We start from the raw sequence: 21,597 nt of genomic DNA on the forward strand, positions 1-21,597 counted from the left end.
TGCTAATAACGAACACGCATGATATAGGACTGTAAAAGATGGAACAACTGGATCACATTATAGCCATACTTGCAATTACCATGGGGGTCGGCTGGGCCAGCGGTATCAATCTGTACGCCACCCTACTGATGCTTGGCATCATGGCCAACACCGGCCATATGGCCTTGCCAGCCAATCTTGAAATATTAGCTGACCCTTTGGTGATGTCGGCAGCAGGCCTAATGTACATGGTTGAATTTACCGCCGACAAAATCCCTGGCGTCGATACCGGTTGGGATAGCATCCACAGCTTTATCCGTATACCAGCTGGTGCTGTATTGGCAGCAACGCTAATTGGCGATACTAGCCCTGCTATTGAGTTAGCGGCAGCTATCGTTGGCGGGAGCCTGGCTACAGCCTCGCATGCCGCTAAAGCGGGCAGTAGAATCATCGTCAATACTTCTCCTGAACCCTTCAGTAACTGGCTGGTTTCGCTGGGGGAAGATATCGCGGTATTTATAGGATTATGGACAGCCATTCAACATCCTTGGATATTTCTAGTGTTGTTGCTGGCTTTTCTCATTCTTCTCATTTGGCTGCTGCCAAAAATTTGGACTGGGGTTAAAAGGGTTTTTTGCGCGATCTCACGGTTTTTCAAAAGCTCAGTAACAAATCAAGGCTCCAAACCTGCTATTCCCGTAATCAAAAGCAATAAAGACTCATTTTAAAAAAGAGTTTACCGAAATAGCGGTTAGAAACCTCTGACTAATTCAAATACCTCAATGGAAGAAACTTCAGCTTAGTCCTATACTTTCAGCCTAAAGCTTTACCGCACCAGGATTGTAAATCGAATGATAATATCTTTACCCTTAGGTCTTCGTACTCTGATTCGTCAGATAATACCCGCCTTCATCACATTTTTTTTGATCATGCCCGTCTTTGCCGATAACGATAAAATGGCAAATAGTTTCTATGAAGACGCTGTAACACAATTTAATGAACAAAAATATGAAGCGGCCATTATTCAGCTTAAGAATGCATTACAAAAAAATCCACGCTTACTCCCCGCTTTGGTTCTTCTAGGGCAAGCTCACCTAAAAGCCGGCAATTACGCTGCAGCCGAAACAACACTTAAAGACGCCGGTGAATTAGGCGCAGATCCCTCCCTATTAGCAATACCACTGGCAAAAAGCTACATGGCGCAATTTAAGCATGATATTTTTTTAGCCCAGTCTCTACCTAAACTACCGAAAAAAATACTTGCCGAACTTCTCGTACTACGCGCCCAAGCCGCGCTGGAAATTGGTAATGATAAGGCGTTTCTTGACGCCTTGAGCGAAGCGGAAAACATAGATCCTAATGCGGCTGAATTACTCGCCACAAAGGCCACACGGGCAATGCAATTAGGTGAGCTGGCAGAAGCGGAAAAAATCATTGATAGATTGCTTGATCTTTACCCGCGCAGCCCAGATAGCTGGATTGCACAAGCATCGCTCAAGCAACTTCAAGGAGATGCGGAAAGTGCGCTGAAAAACTATGACCTAGCGCTTTCCCTTGACCCAGAGCGCAGTGAAGCTCGTATAGCCAAGGTAAGCCTACTGCTCGACCTTGGTAGAGACAATGAAACCACACCGGAACTCAAAAAATTATCGGAAACGCGTAACTCAGATCCCCGCGTATCCTATCTACGTTCTATCAAGCTCGCGCGTGCCGGAGACGAACATGGCAGTCGTGATGCCCTCAACAGGGCTCTTAATGTCATCGAAGTGATGGGGCCAGATATCGTAGACCGAAATCAGCAACTGATACTGATCTCCGCCATTGCCAACCTCAACCTGGGTAACAAGGATTTCGCTCTACATAACTTTGAAAAATACGTAAAAATGGGGGGCAACGAAGTTGGGCCGCTCATATCATTGGCTAAACTCTATGTCGGTAGAGGTGACTATCTTAACGCCACTGATATTTTAGAAAAACTAATGGAGCAGATTCGATTTACCCCCGACCTGATATCACTGCTGACAGAGGCCTATCACGGCGCAGGTCAGCATCAAAAAGCCGTTAACCTACTCGAATACGCGACATCCAATGCATACGATTCCCCCAAACTGAATACTAGGTTGGCTATTTCCCGGCTCCAAGCCGGCTATATTGATCGGGGTATGCAGGATCTAGAGAAGATTTTCAATAAAACTGAAACGAAAGTACTCGCGGGTCTGCCACTCGTGCTGATGTATTTAAACAGAGGAGACTTTAACCATGCACATCAAGCCTCCGAACAGCTCTTAAAGTTAGAACCTGAAAATCTGACTTACATCAGTTTACTTGCCATCAGCAAAGTCAGCCTGGGTGATCTTAAGCTGGCACGACAGCTATTTGAAAAACTGCTAACCAATGACGCCTCACGTACTACGGCAGAAATAAATCTCGCTAAAATCAACACCTTGGAACACAACTTCACCGAGGCCAAATCGCTATTATCTGCAGTACTCATACGAGAGCCGAAAAATAGTCAAGCGATGCTAGAAATGTCGCGGATTTCAATGCGTGAAAACAACACTCGCGATGCCCTTAAATGGGCTACCGACGCAACTGCCGCTAACCCCGAGTCATTCAATACCAAGCGCTATTTAATTGAACTCTTAATTCAAACTGGCGAACTAGCCGAAGCGGCCAAATACGCCACAGAGCAAGCGGAAAAATATCAACACAACCTGTATGTACTCGAAACTCAACTAAAGGTACTGATAGCGCAAAATGAGACTAAGCAGGCGCTGGGACTGCTTAGTAAAATGGCCAGCTTAGCGGCATCCAATCCTGACTGGCTCCTGCGCATTGCGCGCTATCAAATCGCTTTAGATGCTCAGGAACAAGCAAGCTACGCACTTTTTAAAGCGCTTCAGAGCAACCCAATGCACTCCGAGTCCAGAGTCTTGTTGACAGAAACACAGCTATCGCTTGGCCGAATAGATGAAGCAATGGACAATGCTAAATTTCTAGTAAATAAATTTCCACAAATGAGTATCGGCTTTCGTCTTCTTGGCGATCTGATGATGCAGCAAAAAAAGTACCCGGAGGCAGAACAGCAATATAAAAAAGCACTTTCGCGGCAGTCACTATCAGAACTGACTTTACGGCTGCATATCGCGCAGCGGCGCGCCAAAGAATTGAACTCAGCAGAAACAACGTTAACCAGTTGGTTAAGTAATAACCCAGAAGACCTGCTTATTAAAAACGCATTAGCGGAGTTTTATGTTGCCCAAAATAAATACACAGATGCGGCCAAGGTCTACTCCCAACTCATCGCACTACAACCCCAAAACCCCTACTTGCATAATAATTTAGCCAATACGCTACTTTACCTAGAAAAGCACAATGAGGCGATGGCATCGGCGCGGCGTGCTTATGAGATACTGCCCAAAAACCCTTCAATAAACGACACTCTGGGCTGGCTGCTTATTCTCAGTGGTGACTTTGAACAAGGCTTGTCCTACTTACGTGAAGCATTAACTCGTGCAGCAGACAATGCAGAAATACGTTACCATATTGCTGTTGCACTACACCGTTTGGGGCGCGACCAAGAGGCTTTATTAGAACTCAACCGGATTCTTAAGCGGCCTCAAAATTTTAATGGCCGTAAAGAGGCAGAAGCACTGAAAATTCAGCTCGATGGCTAGGCACAGCACCAAGTGTCAGTTTTTTTTACACATCCATCAAGGCAATTCTGTTTTTTTAAACAGAGATTAACTATCTTGTTGATTTTAAAGATATATTTAATATTGGTTCGAATATTGCTTTGGTATCGATAGTACAAATTTAGTTATTACCATTTAAGGACTGCGGGTAGAACCCTTATGAAACAGATTGTAAATATCATAAAAATAGTAAGCGCAAGCATCTTGCTTTCTGGTACATGGTCAAGCGCTCATGCCGCATTTGAAATGTATCTTGTGGACAGCGACCTATATAACGAAAGCGCTACTGATAGCGTAACTGGTGATAATATCACTGCACAGTTATCTGGGTGGGCTAATACTAGCGGCTATGCGACCGGTAACGGTGGTGGTAGCAGTGCCAACGATGAATTCGTTTCCTATAACCTCTCTTCATACAGCAGTGGCATTGTAATTAACCGCAACGAGAGCAGCCCCGAGCACGCCATTGATAACTATGGTCCAGAAGAATTTGTATTATTCGTGTTTAATCAGCCCGTTGTGTTGACTGATCTCTGGATCGGCTGGCCCGATAACACCTATGACACTGACATGACGGTTCTTGCATACACCGGCACCGATTCCTACAACTCCACTTATATGCCGAACTTGAATTCAGATCCTACAGATACAACGGGAACTACCCGTGGCTTGACAAATGCAGGATGGGATTTAGTGGGTGATCCAAACTATAGTGGCCACCTATCCAATGTAGACTCAGATAAGTATGTTTCAATTAAAAATACTGGTAATGTCGCATCAACCCATTGGTTAGTCGGTGCCTATAACAAATACCTTTCTGGTGCAGTATCCGGTATTACTAATGATGACGATTATGCCAAACTTAAAAAAATCAGAGGGTTTGTTAATGAAACCCCTGGCTGCCAACCCGGCGACCCCTGCAATGGAACAGTTCCCTCACCAGCAACAGCCGCGCTGTTAGGATTAGGGTTACTTTTACTGAGAAAACGCAAACTCATCTAAGCCCTCAAACTTGAAAAAAAAACGCCTTTAACTGGGCGTTTTTTATTTCTCCGAGAAAGGTTTTACCTCCCTTCCCCCATTTCATTTAATAGCTGCTTAGCGCTTTGCTCTTCAGAAAAACCTGGGTAATCCCGGAGCAAGCGTGTTAATTCTTTTTTCGCCTGTTCGTTTTGATTATTTTTATGCAAAGCAACGGCTAAATGATAGCGGATTTCCGGCATCGTCGGGGCCTTACTTGCCGCATCACGAATGATCTCTAAAGCCTTCTTTTTATCCCCCATATGTAACATTATCCAGCCGAGGGTATCAGCAATCTCTGCTTTATCCGGTGCGACGGCAAGCGCGCGTTCTGCATAGTCAAGACTACGTTGATCTTGCTTTAGCCAATAAAGCCAAGCTAAATTATTCAGCACCACGGGGTTATTTGGCACTTGCTCAATCAGCTGTTCGTATAGTTCTACCGCTTTCTGGTTTTGTTCTAATTTTTGGTACACAGACGCAAGGCGTAATCTGTTACCGGCATCCTGAGGTACCGCATCGACATAAGACTGTAATCTGTCAGCAGCAGTTTCCCAGTTACCCTGCGCACTGTATTGCTCAAATAACACGCTCACAAGATAGGCCGTTTTCGCTTGTGCAAATGCCTGCTCATATCGTGCCAACGCCTGTTCAGGTTGCTCCTTGGCAAGCATCAAATCTCCAGTTAACTGTTGACCTAAATAACTGCCAACGTACCATTTTTCAATCTTGGCAATCTCACTTTCCGCGTCTTTAAATTTCTTCTCGCTAATCAATAATTGCGACTTCGCTAACAACGCTGGCAAATAGCGCTCATCAAGTTGCAATATTTCATCAATGAAGGTTAATGCTTGCCTTGGTTGCTTTTCTGTCATCAAAATTTGCACCATCTGCATACGATGCGACAAATCTTTCTGATTAAAATTAATCAGCTTCTGCAGTTGGTGTTTAGCTTCTTCGTTTTCACCCTTAGCGAGATGAACCCGTGACAGCGCGGATGCTATTTGCACATTGTCCAGGTGTTCAGTTTGAAATTTACGGGCTTCATTTAGGGCTTTATCAAGTTCGTTTTTGGAAAGATAGTAATTCACCAGAATTTCTACGGGCTGTAGGGCATTTGGGTTGCGCATTCTCGCCTGTTTAATCCAGTCAAGCATCTTGCTTTCATCACCATTGGCCTGCGCCAATTGGGCAAGCGCAAGCAGAGACTGCATATGATTAGGACTTATAGCTAAAACCTGTTGGTATTTTGCAGCTGATAAATCCAATTTATTTTCCCGAAAATCCAGCTTTGCCAACGAGAGTATTGCGGGAATAAATTTGTTATTAATCGCTAATGCTTTTTGATAGGCATCCCTGGCAGCCGCGCTATCGCCCTGCGCTTCATAGACTAAGCCTCTGAGATTATAAAAATTACTTTTCTGTGGTGAAATTTTAATCGCATTATCGATAGTTTTGAATGCCATATTAAACTGCCCCTGCTTGATATAAGACAAGGTCAACATAATGCTAGTCATTTCATCGGAGGCATCCTTACTATTGAGTTCTTCTAACTGCTTTATTGCTTCTTTGGTGTTTCCTGCGGCTAAATTTGCCAGCGCAATCTGAGCCTGCGCCCCTTCAATATTTGGCTCTATTTGTATCGCGCGATTCAGGGCGGCCGTTCCTTTTTCAAACTCCCCCATTTTCATATAAGCCCGACCAAGAACATTGAGTAACTGTGCGTCCTGATGTTCTTGCCCCTGATCCGCCGTCTCCAATATATCGACAGCACTCGAAGGATCCCCCAACTTGAGATAAGTCGCCCCTAATACCCGAGCAGCGGTTATATGCGTTGGTTTTAGCGCAATAAATTTTTCGAGATATATTTTGGCTTGCTCAAAATTATCCTGTGCATAATGGGCCGCACCTAATACAAAAAAACTGAGTTGATGGTTCGGACTCATACGCAACACCTTCTCTGCTGACGTCTGCGCCTGCGGATATTCCTGTGCGTCTAACTGTAACCTTGCCATAATGAAATTTGCATGGGGCTGCATCTCGTTTTGTTGCAATACATCTTGAACGTCTGCTCTGGCGGCATCTAATTGCTTTAACCGGATATAAGCTTCCGCGCGCGCGAGCCGAGCGCCCATATGATGCAGCTCTACCTTGATAATTTTGCTGAAAACCGCGATCGCTTCCGGAAATTTATCCTGCGATGCTAAGACCTGCCCTTTGGTGAAAAGCGCTTCGATAAAGGCCGGATCTTGTGTTAACGCCTTATCGATATCTACCAACCCCTCATCTATTTCTCCTTCCATAAGAGCGAGCCGGGCTCGTCCCAATAAAGCATATGCTTGTCCTCCCAATTCAATCGCCTGCTTGAAAGATGCCCTAGCGTCCTCCAGTTTATTTTTCGCTAGGTATAAATGACCCTGGATCGCCAGCGCCTCGGCATGCTCATCAGGATTGCTAAATACCTTATTTTCAAGTGTCGCTAATGCTTCATCCACCTTTCCTTGATTTAGCAATGCTTTCGCTAAAAGTATTTGTGTTTTGTCCTGCTCCGATCCAAGCGAAAGCGCAACCTTGAGTTCCTTTTCTGCATCAATAAAGCTACCACTTGCCAAATATACTTGGCCCAGTAAAAATCTTGCTTGTGTATTTTTTGAATTTTTCTGCAGCTCGTTCTTCAGCTGGATAATAGCGGACTGAAACTCCTTCTTTTCGTAATAGCTCTGCGCATCTGACAAATAATCCGCCGCGACGCCTAAAGACAACCCCAGTAGTCCGGGCAATAGCAGCTGGTTTCGAAAAAATTGACTGATGGGTTTACGACGATATTTCATTACCAATGATTCCTTTACGACGACCGCTACGGTCCGATTTGAGTGGCTGGCTGAAAACTAACCTGATATTAAAAACACGGCAAGAGTTTTAACTTTAGCTGAATTTTGTTAACTTGAATTTACCGCCTGGATATTCAATAAAACCCAGAGCGGGCGGCACTATTACTATAGCTAATAATCACAGATTTTCACTTGTTCATTATTTAAACACCTGGATTATCGATGCATTGGCAAACAGAATTTCCCTTACATCAAGATTTGATCTATCTAAACCACGCGGCAGTTGCTCCCTGGCCAGCGCGTACCCTCGCCGCAGTTAACCAATTTGCCAAGGAAAATGTGGAATATGGCGCACGCAACTACCCTTCCTGGCTAACCACTGAAAATAAGCTCCGAGAGCGGCTACGCAAATTTATCAATGCCCCCAGCGTAGATGATATCGCACTGCTAAAAAACACATCTGAGGCATTGTCTGTTATTGCCTACGGTATTGACTGGAAACCGGGTGACAACTTGATTATTAGCGATCAGGAATTTCCCTCTAACCGAATTGTATGGGAATCACTTTCCCGCTTTGGCGTAGAGGTGAAAGTGGCGACTTTAAGCGCATCAGACTCCCCTGAAGACGCTATTATTCATTTAATAGATAACCGTACTCGACTTATTTCGATCAGCTCCGTTCAATACGCTACAGGATTGCGGATGGATTGCGCCGTTTTGGGTGAAGCCTGCCAACAAAGAGATCTGCTGTTCTGTATTGATGCTATCCAAAGCATTGGAGCCGGGCCGTTCGACGTTCAGGCCTATCATGCTGACTTTGTAGTCGCCGACGGACATAAATGGATGCTCGGTCCGGAAGGTCTTGCGCTATTTTACACCAGCCCAAAAGCTAGAAAGTTATTAAGTATTCAGCAATTTGGCTGGCATATGGTAAAAAATCGTGGCGACTATGATCGCCTTAGCTGGGAGCCGGCCGATAACGCGCAGCGTTTTGAGTGCGGCAGCCCTAACATGCTGGGAGCACACGCGCTCAATGCTAGCTTGTCTTTGCTTGAAGAAGTCGGCAGCAAGGAGGTTGCTCGACTCATTGACGAGAAGGTCGATTACCTCATCAACCAGCTACAGCAACTACCAGAAATTCATCTGATTAGCGATCTTAGACCGGAAAGGCGTTCTGGCATAGTAACCTTTAAACATAGCTCAATCGCTGCACAGCAGCTACACCAGCAATTATTAGCGGCCAATATCGTCTGCGCCTGTCGTGGTGGCGGCATCCGGTTTTCTCCTCATTTTTATACTTCTACTGATAAGCTGAGCACGGCTATCGATTTTATCAGACGGATTTGCGGCCCTATTGTCTCCAGTTAAACAACTCGATAACATCATCCCGTTCAGTAACATGGCAATTTAGAGCGAACGCATGGGCCTCATTAGTCATTATTTTAGCAAACCAATTATTTCCTGGCTTAACCACAGAGAGGCGTTATCTGTCGACGAGGTGCCACTGAGTGATTTCCAAGAGATGTGCAAAAAAATCAGGCCCTGTGATGTTATCCTGGTTGAAGGACGTACTCGCATTAGCGAAGTGATTCGGCAAATCACACAAAGCTCTTGGACCCATGCAGCACTTTACATTGGTTGTGCACGGGATATTAAAAATCCTGAATTTCGCGCCAAACTCTCCCACTATTTTGATGGTGACCCAGACGAACCCTTGATCATTGAAAGTCTGCTCGGCTCCGGCACCGTTGTAAATCCTTTAAGCTATTATGAAAAGGAACACTTGCGAGTCTGTCGACCCAATGGCCTTTCCACAGAGGATAGCCAAGAGGTGATTAATTTTGTGATTTTGCGCTTAGGTTTAGACTATGATTTCAGACAGATACTAGACCTAGCAAGATTTATCTTCCCTTGGGCGCTCTGGCCACGTCGTTGGCGCTCCAGCTTGTTTGAACATAACTCTGGGCGCCCAACTAAAACGGTTTGTTCTACTATGATCGCGGAGGCCTTTCAGCATATCCAATTCCCCATATTACCCTTGGTACAAATAAACGAAGAACAGCAGATAAAGTTTTATCAACGCAACGCAAAACTTTACCTACCCCGGGATTTCGACTACTCGCCCTACTTTGCAATTGTCAAATATCCATTTTTCGACTGCTGTTCTCATGGCGCCTACCGATTACTACCCTGGCATGGACCCAATAGTTTTGCCGGCAGAGAGGGTGACATTCATTCTTGAGAGAGCTGAAACAGATTTAAATAATTTTCAGTTGTGGCCTCTGCTAGTTCCGCCTTGTTGATACCTCTCAGTTGTGCAATACAATCAGCTACATGGGCAACATACTTTGGCTCATTCGATTTGCCACGAAACGGCACTGGCGTCAAATAAGGCGCGTCGGTTTCTATTAACAACCGATTCAAGGGGATTTTTTTCGCCACATCCTGAAGCTGAGCGGCATTTTTAAAAGTGACAATACCCGAAAGCGAAATATAAAAATTCATATCTATCGCTCGCTGTGCCATATCCCAATCTTCCGTAAAGCAATGCATTACACCACCCGCCTCCAAATCCGCATGCTCGGCTAAGTATCTGAGGGTATCCTCTTTGGCATCGCGGCTATGGATAATCAGTGGTTTTTTACAGGTGCGCGCGGCTTTTATATGCGTTAGAAAGTTTTGCTTTTGTAATGCTATGTAGTCTTTTCCGTAAAAATAATCGAGTCCAGTCTCACCAATGGCGACCACCTTTGGATGCCTCGCCAGGCGAATAAGCTGCTCAACCTGCAAACTATTATCCTCCGGCTCTAAAGGATGCACCCCGACCGACGCATGCACTCCAGAAAATTGTTCTGCGATAGCTAGCACCTTGGGTAGATTTTCCAAATCAATGGCAACACAAAGAATGCGCTCGACACCGACATTACGCGCCGCGGTGATTGCGCCAGAAATTTCACCGGCATACTGACTTAAATCGAGACGGTCTAAATGACAATGAGAGTCAACCAGCATCATAACTTCCTGCTGTATGTTGATGTAAAATAAGAGAAATTAAAGCGTGTAGGTCGGACGATCAGATTGCAGCGACCCGGCAAGATAGGTTTCGATTTTATGGCGCACGGTATCGTCTTCGTTATTGAACTGAACACCAATACCAGCAGCTCGACTACCCTGAGCACCTTTCGGTGTGACCCAGACGACTTTACCCGCCACCGGTAGTTTTTCCGGCTCATCCATTAGGGTAAGCAACATAAACACTTCAGCACCCAGTTTGTACTTCTTGTTGGTGGGAATAAATAAACCACCATGCTTTACGAAAGGCATATAGGCAGCATATAGCACTGCTTTATCTTTAATTGTCAGCGACAATATGCCATTACGTGGGCCGCCATCAGCCATAAATATTGCCTTTCTTTTCTAGTGTGAAATACATCGAGACCATCTTATCAGCAAGTCTTCTAACAGCAGGATTTTATTAGGGTTATTGCCTGAGAGCAATCCTCGCTTCGCCTCAACCAGTCGATCTCTATATAAATATAGCTTATTCGCGTAAACTTGCTCGGCCATCGCCGATAAAAACAGCTTAGCATCTGAGTTCTTTAAAAATTGATCATCTTTCACGAGACAAAGCTTGATCAGATCAATAACATACTGATTCATCCAGTTCAGGATAGCTAACAAATCCAGGCTTTGCCATTGTTGCGCAATTTCCAGTGGACTAGCCTGCCCTTTTTGTAATGCCATGAACCCCTTGATTAATGTGTCCCGTTGCGACAGATAATCACTTTCTTGGTAACTCAGCGCAAGCAACGGGGCACCATTAGCAAGGTTAAGCAATAACGGCATTGAATCCGGGTCGCTCCCGTGCTGCCTAAGCCAAATAAGTGCGTCTTCCTTAGAGGGTAATGGTAACGCAATTTGGTGGCAACGGCTGCGAATAGTCGCAGGCAATCTACTTGGCTGATCTGTAAGCAACACAAAAAGACAGCGTCCGTTTGGTTCTTCCAGACTCTTCAACAAGGCGTTGGCGGCGCTAATATTTAACGCCTCAGCGGGATGAAGCAAAATAATTTTATAGCCGCCGAGCTGTGCCGTTTGTCCAACAAAGTGATTGATAGATCGAACCTGATCAACCTTAATTGCCTTGCCTTCATCTTCCGGCGAGAGCCGTAACAAATCGGGATGTGTCCCAGAGCGCATTAGACAGCAACTCTTACAGCTACCACAGGCGCGATCTCCTGCTGGATGAGAACATAACAGGAACAGTGCCAGTTGAAACCCGAAATGCGCTTTACCGATACCCTGAGGGCCTGTTAGTAGTAATGCGTGGGGCATACTGTCCTGTTCGTGCTGGCGTAGTAGATTATGCCAAGACGATTTTAACCAAGGATAAATTTCCGCGGCACTATTCTCTGACATCCGTTACCTGTTCACCTTATCAGGAGAAAGTATTTGATTGAGTATCACCACGATACTTTCTTGCACTTTTTCTAGCGTCTGGCTCGCATCAACAATGAATATTCGCTTTGGCTCCAACTTTGCCCGCTCCAGATAGTTCTGACGAATGCGTTCAAAAAAGGCGCTTTTTTCCGATTCAAAGCGGTCCGGGGCCCCTCTTTGTTCAACTCGGGACAGCCCTAGTTCAACCGGCACATCTAAAAGCAGGGTTACATCAGGCCTCAGATCACCTTGCACCCATTGTTCAAGTTGAGCGATACGAGGCATCGATAATTTCCGTCCCGCCCCTTGATAGGCATAAGTGGCATCAGTAAAGCGATCACAAAGCACACAGTCACCACGCGCTAACGCAGGCTTGATCAATCGATTAAGATGCTGTGCCCGCGCGGCAAATACCAATAGAAGTTCAGCATCTTCAGTTAGTGGTTCATTGTGATGGGACAACAGTAAATATCTGATTTGCTCTGCAATCTCAGTGCCCCCAGGCTCCCGCGTCAGCGTAACGCTAATGCCTTGCTGCTTTAAAAAACGGTTGATGAACTCAATATTGGTCGTTTTGCCGACACCCTCAATTCCCTCGACGGTGATAAAAAGGCCTTTATTATTTTGTGCCATGTGCTACTTAGCTTCTATTTTTGGTGACGATTGATACTGTTTCGTTCTTTGCTTAATCTGGAATTGTTGAACCGCTTTGGTATGTTCGGTCAGTGTATCAGAAAAAAAGTGGCTACCATCACCCCGTGCGACAAAATACAGGCTTGAGCCTGACGCCGGATGCAGAGCTGCCTGTATTGCCGCTCGTCCCGCCATTGCAATGGGTGTTGGCGGTAACCCTTTTATAAGATAAGTGTTATAGCGCGTCTTTTGAGCCAAATGCTGGCGTTGCAAATTACCCTGATACGCATCTCCCAGGCCATAAATAACAGTGGGGTCAGTCTGCAATCGCATGCCTTTCTGTAACCGTCTGACAAATACTCCTGCAATTTGCTCACGCTCATCCGCCACACCCGTTTCCTTCTCCACGATTGAAGCCATAATCAAGGCTTCATAAGGAGTTTCATAGGGTAAATTATCAGCACGCTGATGCCATTCCTCAGTCAACACTTGCTCAAGCCTAGCATAGGCGCGCTTAAGGATATCAATATCACTATTCCCAGCTACGTACTGATAGCTATCGGGGAAAAATCGTCCTTCTGGGTGCTCCCCCGGCTTTCCGAGCAAGACCATGACTTCTTGAGGGGAAAGCCCGGCGCTCAAATGCACTAACTTTTCCTGCTGCGCCAACTTATTGAGCACATCGACAAAGCGCCAACCTTCCACCAAGGTGAGCTGGTAGACAACAACCCTACCATTGATGAACATATCCAATATTTGCAGCGGCGAGCTACCGGGTTGAATTTGGTATTCACCGGCCTTCACTTTTTCCGCCTGTCCAGTCGCCACTGCGTAGGCAGTCCACCATTTTGGCTTCCTGATCACATTCTGGCCTTCCAGGTAATGTGCTAATTCGCTAAAGTGCGTGCCTGGTTTGATTTCGACCAGAATAGAAGCCTCAGCATAAAACGCTGAAGTTGTTAAATAGCGATAAAAAGCATAACTAACTGCTACTCCGGTGATACATAGAAAAATTACCATCCAGAGAAGATATTTGCTTAGACTTTTCATGATTGAACCACAAAAAGCTTTTTGACCAGCAGCTGTAGTCGACGTGTTATTTCGCCAACCGAATAATCATGTTGATCCCACTGCCGAATCGGCCAAATACCAATGAGACTGTTACAAACAAACAACTCCGGCATAGCTTTAAGCTGAGCACTGGAATAATCACCTTCCAAGACTTTAATATGGCAAAGAGCGGCCTGCTCAATCAAATACTGGCGCATAACGCCCATAACGCCACAACGACTCAATTGAGGCGTCAGCAAATCACCATTTTTATCCACAGCGAATAAATTGCTTCGCGTACCTTCGATCACCCTATCTTGCTGATCGAGCATGATACCTTCTTTATATTTTGACCCCCGCCATTCAGCACTAGCCAGCACCTGATCTAGACGATTAAGGTGCTTTAGACCCGCTAGCCTTGTTTGTTGGGCAAGGCGGTAGTCGCAAGTACAGACAGCTATTCCGGCGGTTGTGTATTCGAGAGGGTAGTCTGGCAATGGATAGCGTATCACAATACGCATCGGGGTTTGAGCTTCTGGTATTGCATAACCCAAACCACCGCTTCCCGCTGTAAAAATAATCTTAATCAACGCATTGGAGCGAGCACAAAGCTCCGCAACCTCTTGTGTTAACTTAGCTTCAATATCCTCTGGCCATTGGATAAAAAGCCGCTCACAACCTACTTTTAGACGCGCCAGATGCTGTTGCCAGAGTTGCGGCAAGCCATTATTTACGCGAATTGTCTCGAATAAACCATGACCATAGGCCAAACCTCGATCCAGAACAGAGACCTGCTGAACCGCTCGCCCATTAACCAGTATTACAGGGAAAGAAGAGTTCATCTAACTTTAACCTAGGAGCTTCTAAATAAGGTTTGACCTATTTAGAAGCCCCCTAACAAATGGAGGCCTTTGATACCGCTAATTGAATGCTATTTCAAACGTTGGAATATCAGGGTGCCATTGGTACCGCCAAAGCCAAAGGAGTTTGACATACTGACATCAATTCGTCGTTCTTGAGCGATATGGGGGACATAATTTAGATCGCAGCCTTCATCTGGATTATCCAAATTAATGGTTGGCGGAGCAACTTGATCCCGAATCGCCAACAGGGCAAAAATAGATTCAACAGCGCCCGCTGCCCCCAATAAGTGTCCAGTCATGGATTTGGTCGAGCTCACTGCGACTTTTTTTGCCGCATCACCCATGACCTTTTCCACAGCTAATGATTCAATACGGTCACCAGCGGGGGTCGAGGTACCGTGAGCGTTGATATAATCGATCTGTTCCGCGTTCAGGCCCGCATCGTTAATGGCGTTCTGCATTGAAGCAGCAGCACCGGATCCATCCTCGGAGGGCAACGTCATGTGATAAGCATCTCCGCTCATGCCAAACCCTGAGAGTTCAGCATATATCTGGGCACCGCGCTGTTTCGCGCGCTCGTATTCTTCCAAAATCAGCACACCAGCACCGTCACTTAGCACAAAACCATCACGGTCACGATCCCAGGGTCGGCTCGCAGCTTGCGGATTATCGTTCCTGGTCGATAGCGCTCGGGCGGCAGAAAAGCCAGCCAGCCCTAATTGGGATGTTGCCATTTCGGCACCACCGGCGATCATGACATCAGCATCACCCTGTTGAATCATGCGCGCGGAAAAGCCTATATTGTGCGTACCTGTCGTACAGGCCGTAACAATAGAAATATTAGGGCCTTTATACCCGTACTTAATAGAGAGATTGCCCGATATCATGTTGATAATGCTTCCAGGCACAAAAAAAGGCGACACTTTGCGTGGGCCCGATTGCTTGATGGCATCGTAGTTTTTCTCAATCATCGTTAAACCACCAATACCAGAACCGATGGCGACACCAATGCGATGGGCATTTTCTTCTGTACATTCAAGCCCTGCATCTGTAATGGCCTGCATTGCTGCAATCATGCCATACTGGATAAACAAATCCATTTTACGGGCATCCTTAGTAGAAAGGTATGCATCCGTATCCAAACCTCTGATTGAACCGCCAAACCGGGTTGTGTAGCTTGACACATCAAAGTGGTCGATGACAGCAATACCACTCTTACCCGCAACGATATTACTCCAACTATCCGTGATGTTGTTTCCTACCGGAGACAGGATGCCGAGCCCCGTCACTACTACTCGCCTACGTGACATGCTTATCCTCCAATTACCGAGCTATCTTTTTGAGCACAGGAAAACCAAGGCTCATTGATAATAAGAAAAACCAACCGACCTAAATAAAAAGCCGCACTAACTTTAGCCAGTGCGGCTTTTTATAAACATTTACAATGTTTTAAAGGTGTTCGTTGATGTAATCGACAGCTAATTGAACTGTAGTAATTTTCTCTGCTTCCTCATCAGGAATTTCCGTTTCAAACTCTTCTTCCAACGCCATTACTAACTCAACGGTATCTAATGAGTCCGCACCTAAATCTTCTACGAACGAGGATGCACTGGTTACTTCCTCTTCTTTTACACCCAGCTGTTCACAAACAATTTTTTTTACTCGCTCTTCAACGGTACTCATAGCCTTCGCTACTCCTATGGAAAATTTAAAGGTCGCAGCAAAATTGGCTGCTTAAAATTCTCTTTTAGTCTTGAAAACCCTGTTTTCGTATTTAGTTATTATGTCACTCATAAAACGAAGTCGCATATTATCAAAGTTTTCAGCTAATACAATACGGATTTTCTATAAAAACCCATTTTCTTATGCCTCTGTATAGCACCAAAAATGGGCGTTTTTCTCTCGATTACATATACATTCCACCATTGACCTGGATAGTCTCTCCCGTGATGTAGGCCGCCCCATCACTGGCTAAAAAAGCAACGGTAGCGGCGATCTCTTCAGCACGCCCCAATCTGTTTGCCGGAATTTGAGTCAGCAGCCCCTCCTTATGCGCTTCCGCTAGCCCCTTCGTCATATCGGTATCAATAAAACCAGGAGCAACGGCATTGACAGTAATGCCACGCGAAGCAACCTCTCTCGCCAATGCTCTGGTAAATCCTTCAATACCCGCTTTAGAAGCGGCATAGTTTGCCTGCCCGGCATTACCCATCGCGCCAACCACAGAGCTTATATTAATAATCCGACCCCAGCGCGCCTTGGTCATCGCACGTAATGCTGCTTTTGTCACTCGGTAAATGGAAGTCAGGTTAGTATTAATAACATCATCCCATTCCTCATCTTTCATGCGCAGCATAATATTGTCTTTGGTTATTCCCGCATTGTTAACAACAATGCTCGGTGCCTCATAGTTTTCAGTGATAAAATCGTAAGCCTTTTTGATCGATTCCGAGTCAGACACATTTAGAACAATACCAGTGCCGGTATTGCCTGCTGCTACCAAGGCGTTTTTTATGCTCGCAGCCCCTGACTCAGAGGTCGCTGTACCAACAACAATTGCTCCTTGAGCCGACAGTTCAGCGGCTATGGCTTTACCTATCCCTCTGGTAGCGCCGGTCACCAATGCTATTTTGCCTTCGATACTCATAACGCGTACTCCACCTTTATATTAATCCTTACAGCAATAAAGCCGCATTGAAATTAGCCAAATCGCCAATAGCGGCAAGCTCCAACTGCCGATTAATCCGTTTATTTAAACCAGTCAACACCTTGCCAGGGCCACACTCTATTACTCGCTCGACGCCGTTTGCCGTCAAGGTATTAACACAGTCAACCCATAGCACAGGCCGGTATAGCTGTTCTACTAAAGCTTGCTTTATCAATTCCGAATCAGTCAATGCCGCTGCAGAGACATTTTGCACCACGGGTATGAGTGGTTGTTTGATGGTAATATGCGACAACGCCTGTGCCAGTTGCTCTGCTGCCGGGCGCATTAACGCACAATGCGAGGGCACACTAACCGATAAAGGTAGCGCCCTTCTGGCGCCAGCCGCCTGACATAATTCAATCGCCCGCTCTACTGCCTCAACTTGCCCAGCAATCACCACCTGACCAGGTGCATTAAAGTTAACCGCTGAAACCACTTGGCCTTGAGACGCCTGTGCACAAACCGATACTAATGTTTCATCTTCCAGACCTAAAATGGCTGCCATTAAGCCTTTACCTTCCGGCACCGCAGCCTGCATGAAAAGACCTCTTTTATTGACTAGGCCAACAGCGTCACCAAATTCGATAGCTCCCGCTGCCACCAACGCTGAGTACTCACCCAGACTATGGCCAGAAACAAATTCCGGTTGCTGTCCACCCTGCTCACCCCAAAGTCGCCACAAGGCAATACTGGCTGTTAATAGTAAGGGTTGCGTTAAATCTGTCCGATTTAGATCGGCATCAGATCCCTCCTGAGCCAACTGCCAAAGATCTCGTTGCATAATTTCTGACGCTTCGGCGAAAGTTGTTTGGATAATACTGTATTGCGTGGCCAAATCCGCGAGCATACCCGGGAACTGCGATCCCTGCCCGGGAAAGACAAAAGCTAGTTTTTGATTCATAGCGGTATCCTGCTAGTAATTTGTCGGTAACGGCTTGCAAATGGCTTAAAGCCCTTCAAACCTGATCAAGTGTAAAATATAAATTACTTTAAATATTTATTTCAGAAATATCTTTCTGAATTAATTGTGGCAGACAGCTCGTCGCCTCATGTATAGCTCGCCGAATAGCCTGTTTATAGGCAGCGATATCAGCGTTACCATGACTTTTAACCAATGTACCCTGCAGACCCAACAAACTAGCGCCATTATGCCGTTTTGGGTCTATTTGTTTAACCAGCCTGTTTAATACAGGCTTGCTAAGCATTCCAATCAGCTTGGTATACATATTTTGATGAAAATTTTGGGTCAGTAAAAGGCTCACCATTTTCGCCAACCCTTCACTGGTTTTCAGTGCGACATTTCCGACAAATCCATCACAAACGATAACGTCCGCTGCGTCCGCAAAAATATGATCGCCTTCAACAAAACCAATATAATTGATCTGCGAGTTTCCTTGCAGCAAGCGAGCCGCCTCCTTAACCTGTTCAATACCCTTACTCGCCTCCTGCCCAACATTTAGCAAACCTACGCGTGGATTTGGATTTTTATCCACTACCCGCGCCACAATTGAGCCCATTACGCCAAATTGATACAAATGCTGGGCATCACAGCCAACATTCGCACCTAAGTCCAGCACGTGACAGTGTCCGGTAAGAGTCGGAATCTCCCTGATAAACGCTGGACGATCTATGCCTTCATGCATACCAAGCAGTGATCGACTCAGCACCATTAACGCGCCAGTGTTACCTGCGCTCACACAGGCATCAGCATTACCTTGAGCGACGGCATCAATAGCGAGATACATAGAAGACTGTTTTTTATTACGTAATGCGTGCACAGGTTTTTCATCCATAGTGACGACTTCACTACTATGGATAACCTGAATTCTATCTTGTTGCTGCTGCGGGAGCTTGCCTAGGTGTAAGCCGATTGCGTTTCTATCACCCACTAAGAGCAGGTAAATATCGGGGTAATCCGCTAAACACTGGGCGGCGGCGGGGACGGTAGCGCGGGGACCGAAATCCCCGCCCATCGCATCAATTGCAATAGTAACTGTTTGCAAAAGAGCCACTGAATAAGTCGTTAAACATTTTCCTGTGGCTTATTAAACTATTCTTCGTCGGTTTCTACTACTTTACGACCACGATAAAAGCCATCAGGGGTAACGTGATGACGACGGTGCACTTCACCCGTCATCGCATCAACTGACAAAGTAGCTGAAGTTAGCGCATCATGCGAACGGCGCATACCTCGGCGCGAACGTGACTTTTTATCCTGCTGTACTGCCATTTTTATTGCTCCACTAAAAACAAATCGTAAAAATATTGCCTATATAATAAGAGTCATCCAAATAACTACTTATCTTTTAACTGCGCCAATACCTGAAATGGATTTGGCGTTGCCGGGGCGTCAAGCGCCGCTTCATCGCCATAACTCAATTCAATACTGCATTCTCCCAAGGAGTGCTTAGCGGCGATGGGCAAGTTTAAAATCAGCTCTTCCTCGACCATTTGCCATAAAGACACTTCCGCTGAACTAAGTAGTAAGGGGTCATAATAACTCGGCAGATTCTTAACGCCATCCTCGTTAAACACTACCCCTAACTTAATTTCAGCCTCGATCTTTTCCGTCACCGGCTGCAAACATCGCTGACATTGCATAATCACTTCAGCCTGCAATGAACCCACAATGGTGCGTATTCCCTGCTCATCTTTACCAAACTGCAGCACAACCGATACTTCACCTGCATCGTCCAATAGTAAATCCCGTAAACGATGCAACTTACTCAGCGCAATCTTGCCCTGCAAATCAATGCGTTGTTCCGACATTTTTAGCGGTTCAACTGTCTTGGGAAAGGGTGCTACCGACATAGGCGCGCAATAATAGGGGCAGAGGCCCTATATGTCAAAGAAAATCAAGGGTTTTTATCGCCAAAGCTATCTTCGTTCAGAACGCTTAAACCCTCCCGGCAAACTATAAAACCTAGCCCACATCAACTAGTGGGTTGTAGTATTAAATTTCCTAAAATTCAGTAGTTTTTAATAAAATGCCTGACTGCGGTCCGTATGGTCGGTCATATCCCTAACACCTTTTAATTCAGGGATCTGCTCCAGCAATGTTTTCTCAACTCCATCCTTGAGCGTCATATCTACAGCGCTACAGCCCTGACAACCGCCCCCGAACTGCAAAATCGCAATATTATCTTCTACCACGTCGATTAAACTTACTTCGCCACCATGGGACGCTAACATTGGGTTAACTTCAGTCCATAGTACATAATTAATCTTTTCTTCTAATGTGCTGTTTTCATTAACCTTGGGCAGTTTCGAGTTTGGTGCTTTAATGGTCAATTGCCCACCCATGCTGTCGGCGGAAAAATCAATCACGGCATCTTCCAGGAAAGGAATACTGCTCTGCTGAATACGGACAGGGAAAGGCGTATCATCAAGCTGAATATCTCCTTCTTGCTCTTCGCCAGGACGACAATAAGCCAAACAAGTCTCAGCCTGTGGTGTGCCGGCCTGCTGTACAAAGACCCGCACGCCTATGCCCTCAGTTTCCTGTTTTGCCAACAAACCAACCAAGTAATCTTTGGCGCTTGGGGTAATATCAATAATTTTGTCCATCACAGCCTCTCAAAATGATAACCAATCTCATTGTACGCCATAGCTGGACTCGAATAAATAGTTAGCGTACATCCTTGCCCAGCCGTTGGCCGCATGCATCAGTGCTCCACTCTGGTAATTTTATCCAGCAGCCCCATGGCAAATGCAGAAACAACAAAGGTGATATGGATCACCACATACCAAAGCAATTTATCATTGTCGATAGACTCCGCATTCATGAAAAGCTTTAGCAGATGAATCGAAGAAATTGCCACAATTGAAGCTGCCACCTTATTCTTGAGGCTGGCGGTATCCAGCTTCCCCAGCCAGTTCAGCTTTTCACCACCATCTTCCAAGTCCAGCTGTGAGACAAAGTTTTCATAACCCGAAAACATAACCATCACAAGCAGACCCCCTACCAGAGAAATATCAACTAAGGAGAGCACCAGAAGAATCAGTTCCATTTCGGATACCACAAAAATATTAGGTAGCACATGCACCAATTCAGTAAAAAACTTAATACCTAAAGCCAATAAGGCAAAACTAAGACCCAGATATATCGGCGCTAACAACCACCGACTTGCATACATAGTGCGTTCAAAAATCTTTTCCATAATTTATCCAATGACCTTTTGTAATAATTGCTCTGTTTAGAATTCAGTTTGAAGGTCGCGATTCTATCGAACCTTGGCATCGGGATCGAGAGATCGAATCGCTTTCATTTGCTTTTAACCAGCATAACTTCCTTATCATCACAATCAAACCTATATCAAAATATTTTGATATAGGTTTGATTAACCTCTCCTCTAATGCTATAAAGTCTTCCTAGTTAA

Annotated in this window: 21 protein-coding genes; 5 read left to right on the top strand and 16 right to left on the bottom strand. The window is 45.5% G+C overall.

From position 1 onward, the window contains the following. Positions 1–38: 38 nt before the first annotated feature. The 3 genes from H6995_08125 to H6995_08135 all read left to right on the top strand — a co-directional run bounded on the left by H6995_08125 (position 39) and on the right by H6995_08135 (position 4,676). On the top strand, positions 39–707 hold the full coding sequence (locus H6995_08125; protein MCP5214960.1) for a DUF4126 domain-containing protein: 669 nt from the start codon (positions 39–41) through the stop codon (positions 705–707). A 123-nt stretch (positions 708–830) separates the two neighbouring features. Next, positions 831–3,656, top strand: coding sequence for a PEP-CTERM system TPR-repeat protein PrsT (gene prsT / locus H6995_08130; GenBank protein ID MCP5214961.1), 2,826 nt, complete (start codon positions 831–833; stop codon positions 3,654–3,656). Between the two features lie 177 nt (positions 3,657–3,833). Beyond that, the gene (locus tag H6995_08135; GenBank protein MCP5214962.1) at positions 3,834–4,676 is read left to right on the top strand and encodes a hypothetical protein; all 843 of its coding nucleotides are present in this window, start codon (positions 3,834–3,836) and stop codon (positions 4,674–4,676) included. A 62-nt stretch (positions 4,677–4,738) separates the two neighbouring features. On the opposite strand, the gene prsT (H6995_08140) is transcribed toward H6995_08135, so the two are convergent. Next, positions 4,739–7,525: a PEP-CTERM system TPR-repeat protein PrsT gene (prsT, locus tag H6995_08140; GenBank protein ID MCP5214963.1), complete on the bottom strand. Its 2,787-nt coding sequence runs from the start codon at positions 7,523–7,525 to the stop codon at positions 4,739–4,741. 222 nt (positions 7,526–7,747) lie between these two features. Between prsT (H6995_08140) and H6995_08145 the strand changes: the two genes are divergently transcribed. Both H6995_08145 and H6995_08150 read left to right on the top strand, forming a co-directional pair. Next, the gene (locus tag H6995_08145) at positions 7,748–8,893 is read left to right on the top strand and encodes an aminotransferase class V-fold PLP-dependent enzyme (GenBank protein MCP5214964.1); all 1,146 of its coding nucleotides are present in this window, start codon (positions 7,748–7,750) and stop codon (positions 8,891–8,893) included. A gap of 52 nt (positions 8,894–8,945) precedes the next feature. Continuing rightward, positions 8,946–9,767 carry a hypothetical protein gene (locus H6995_08150; GenBank protein MCP5214965.1) on the top strand — a complete coding sequence of 274 codons (822 nt, stop codon included), beginning with the start codon at positions 8,946–8,948 and terminating at the stop codon, positions 9,765–9,767. Here the strand turns inward: H6995_08150 and H6995_08155 are convergent. The 15 genes from H6995_08155 to H6995_08225 form a co-directional block, all read right to left on the bottom strand. Further along, a complete protein-coding gene (locus H6995_08155) occupies positions 9,758–10,537 on the bottom strand; it encodes a TatD family hydrolase (GenBank protein ID MCP5214966.1) in 780 nt (259 codons plus the stop codon). The genes H6995_08150 and H6995_08155 overlap by 10 nt on opposite strands. A gap of 39 nt (positions 10,538–10,576) precedes the next feature. After that, on the bottom strand, positions 10,577–10,924 hold the full coding sequence (locus H6995_08160) for a PilZ domain-containing protein (protein MCP5214967.1): 348 nt from the start codon (positions 10,922–10,924) through the stop codon (positions 10,577–10,579). Positions 10,925–10,942: 18 nt separating this feature from the next. Continuing rightward, the gene (locus H6995_08165) at positions 10,943–11,944 is read right to left on the bottom strand and encodes a DNA polymerase III subunit delta' (GenBank protein ID MCP5214968.1); all 1,002 of its coding nucleotides are present in this window, start codon (positions 11,942–11,944) and stop codon (positions 10,943–10,945) included. A gap of 3 nt (positions 11,945–11,947) precedes the next feature. Beyond that, positions 11,948–12,598 (bottom strand): dTMP kinase, encoded by a 651-nt coding sequence (locus tag H6995_08170; protein MCP5214969.1) that lies wholly within the window; start codon positions 12,596–12,598, stop codon positions 11,948–11,950. A gap of 3 nt (positions 12,599–12,601) precedes the next feature. Beyond that, entirely contained in the window at positions 12,602–13,618 is a 1,017-nt protein-coding gene (gene mltG / locus H6995_08175) for an endolytic transglycosylase MltG (protein ID MCP5214970.1), read from the bottom strand. Positions 13,619–13,644: 26 nt separating this feature from the next. Next, complete coding sequence (gene pabC / locus H6995_08180; GenBank protein MCP5214971.1) at positions 13,645–14,490, bottom strand: aminodeoxychorismate lyase; 846 nt, start codon at positions 14,488–14,490, stop codon at positions 13,645–13,647. Between the two features lie 89 nt (positions 14,491–14,579). After that, positions 14,580–15,821 carry a beta-ketoacyl-ACP synthase II gene (fabF, locus tag H6995_08185; GenBank protein ID MCP5214972.1) on the bottom strand — a complete coding sequence of 414 codons (1,242 nt, stop codon included), beginning with the start codon at positions 15,819–15,821 and terminating at the stop codon, positions 14,580–14,582. 139 nt (positions 15,822–15,960) lie between these two features. Then, a complete protein-coding gene (acpP, locus tag H6995_08190; GenBank protein MCP5214973.1) occupies positions 15,961–16,194 on the bottom strand; it encodes an acyl carrier protein in 234 nt (77 codons plus the stop codon). Between the two features lie 223 nt (positions 16,195–16,417). Beyond that, positions 16,418–17,158 (bottom strand): 3-oxoacyl-ACP reductase FabG, encoded by a 741-nt coding sequence (gene fabG, locus H6995_08195; GenBank protein ID MCP5214974.1) that lies wholly within the window; start codon positions 17,156–17,158, stop codon positions 16,418–16,420. Between the two features lie 28 nt (positions 17,159–17,186). After that, a complete protein-coding gene (fabD, locus tag H6995_08200; protein ID MCP5214975.1) occupies positions 17,187–18,119 on the bottom strand; it encodes an ACP S-malonyltransferase in 933 nt (310 codons plus the stop codon). Between the two features lie 88 nt (positions 18,120–18,207). Beyond that, the gene (gene plsX / locus H6995_08205; protein MCP5214976.1) at positions 18,208–19,191 is read right to left on the bottom strand and encodes a phosphate acyltransferase PlsX; all 984 of its coding nucleotides are present in this window, start codon (positions 19,189–19,191) and stop codon (positions 18,208–18,210) included. A 77-nt stretch (positions 19,192–19,268) separates the two neighbouring features. After that, positions 19,269–19,448 carry a 50S ribosomal protein L32 gene (rpmF, locus tag H6995_08210; GenBank protein ID MCP5214977.1) on the bottom strand — a complete coding sequence of 60 codons (180 nt, stop codon included), beginning with the start codon at positions 19,446–19,448 and terminating at the stop codon, positions 19,269–19,271. 65 nt (positions 19,449–19,513) lie between these two features. Beyond that, positions 19,514–20,029, bottom strand: a complete 516-nt coding sequence (locus tag H6995_08215) for a DUF177 domain-containing protein (GenBank protein ID MCP5214978.1) — start codon at positions 20,027–20,029, stop codon at positions 19,514–19,516. A 168-nt stretch (positions 20,030–20,197) separates the two neighbouring features. Then, positions 20,198–20,785, bottom strand: a complete 588-nt coding sequence (nfuA, locus tag H6995_08220) for a Fe-S biogenesis protein NfuA (GenBank protein ID MCP5214979.1) — start codon at positions 20,783–20,785, stop codon at positions 20,198–20,200. A gap of 98 nt (positions 20,786–20,883) precedes the next feature. Then, positions 20,884–21,378 carry a TIGR00645 family protein gene (locus H6995_08225; protein ID MCP5214980.1) on the bottom strand — a complete coding sequence of 165 codons (495 nt, stop codon included), beginning with the start codon at positions 21,376–21,378 and terminating at the stop codon, positions 20,884–20,886. Positions 21,379–21,597 lie beyond the last annotated feature (219 nt).

It is taken from the genome of Pseudomonadales bacterium (genome assembly GCA_024234615.1).
Classification (GTDB): Bacteria; Pseudomonadota; Gammaproteobacteria; order Pseudomonadales; family IMCC2047; genus JAJFKB01.

What these genes read in the sequence shown, in the direction of transcription:
- H6995_08165 (MCP5214968.1), bottom strand. Translation starts at nt 11,944, where the DNA reads ATGTCAGAGAATAGTGCCGCGGAAATTTATCCTTGGTTAAAATCGTCT.
- H6995_08215 (MCP5214978.1), bottom strand. Translation starts at nt 20,029, where the DNA reads ATGTCGGTAGCACCCTTTCCCAAGACAGTTGAACCGCTAAAAATGTCG.
- prsT (MCP5214963.1), bottom strand. Translation starts at nt 7,525, where the DNA reads ATGAAATATCGTCGTAAACCCATCAGTCAATTTTTTCGAAACCAGCTG.
- H6995_08125 (MCP5214960.1), top strand. Translation starts at nt 39, where the DNA reads ATGGAACAACTGGATCACATTATAGCCATACTTGCAATTACCATGGGG.
- fabD (MCP5214975.1), bottom strand. Translation starts at nt 18,119, where the DNA reads ATGAATCAAAAACTAGCTTTTGTCTTTCCCGGGCAGGGATCGCAGTTC.
- fabG (MCP5214974.1), bottom strand. Translation starts at nt 17,158, where the DNA reads ATGAGTATCGAAGGCAAAATAGCATTGGTGACCGGCGCTACCAGAGGG.
- prsT (MCP5214961.1), top strand. Translation starts at nt 831, where the DNA reads ATGATAATATCTTTACCCTTAGGTCTTCGTACTCTGATTCGTCAGATA.
- acpP (MCP5214973.1), bottom strand. Translation starts at nt 16,194, where the DNA reads ATGAGTACCGTTGAAGAGCGAGTAAAAAAAATTGTTTGTGAACAGCTG.
- plsX (MCP5214976.1), bottom strand. Translation starts at nt 19,191, where the DNA reads ATGGGCGGGGATTTCGGTCCCCGCGCTACCGTCCCCGCCGCCGCCCAG.
- fabF (MCP5214972.1), bottom strand. Translation starts at nt 15,821, where the DNA reads ATGTCACGTAGGCGAGTAGTAGTGACGGGGCTCGGCATCCTGTCTCCG.
- pabC (MCP5214971.1), bottom strand. Translation starts at nt 14,490, where the DNA reads ATGAACTCTTCTTTCCCTGTAATACTGGTTAATGGGCGAGCGGTTCAG.
- H6995_08170 (MCP5214969.1), bottom strand. Translation starts at nt 12,598, where the DNA reads ATGGCACAAAATAATAAAGGCCTTTTTATCACCGTCGAGGGAATTGAG.
- H6995_08150 (MCP5214965.1), top strand. Translation starts at nt 8,946, where the DNA reads ATGGGCCTCATTAGTCATTATTTTAGCAAACCAATTATTTCCTGGCTT.
- mltG (MCP5214970.1), bottom strand. Translation starts at nt 13,618, where the DNA reads ATGGTAATTTTTCTATGTATCACCGGAGTAGCAGTTAGTTATGCTTTT.
- nfuA (MCP5214979.1), bottom strand. Translation starts at nt 20,785, where the DNA reads ATGGACAAAATTATTGATATTACCCCAAGCGCCAAAGATTACTTGGTT.
- H6995_08155 (MCP5214966.1), bottom strand. Translation starts at nt 10,537, where the DNA reads ATGCTGGTTGACTCTCATTGTCATTTAGACCGTCTCGATTTAAGTCAG.
- H6995_08225 (MCP5214980.1), bottom strand. Translation starts at nt 21,378, where the DNA reads ATGGAAAAGATTTTTGAACGCACTATGTATGCAAGTCGGTGGTTGTTA.
- H6995_08145 (MCP5214964.1), top strand. Translation starts at nt 7,748, where the DNA reads ATGCATTGGCAAACAGAATTTCCCTTACATCAAGATTTGATCTATCTA.
- rpmF (MCP5214977.1), bottom strand. Translation starts at nt 19,448, where the DNA reads ATGGCAGTACAGCAGGATAAAAAGTCACGTTCGCGCCGAGGTATGCGC.
- H6995_08135 (MCP5214962.1), top strand. Translation starts at nt 3,834, where the DNA reads ATGAAACAGATTGTAAATATCATAAAAATAGTAAGCGCAAGCATCTTG.
- H6995_08160 (MCP5214967.1), bottom strand. Translation starts at nt 10,924, where the DNA reads ATGGCTGATGGCGGCCCACGTAATGGCATATTGTCGCTGACAATTAAA.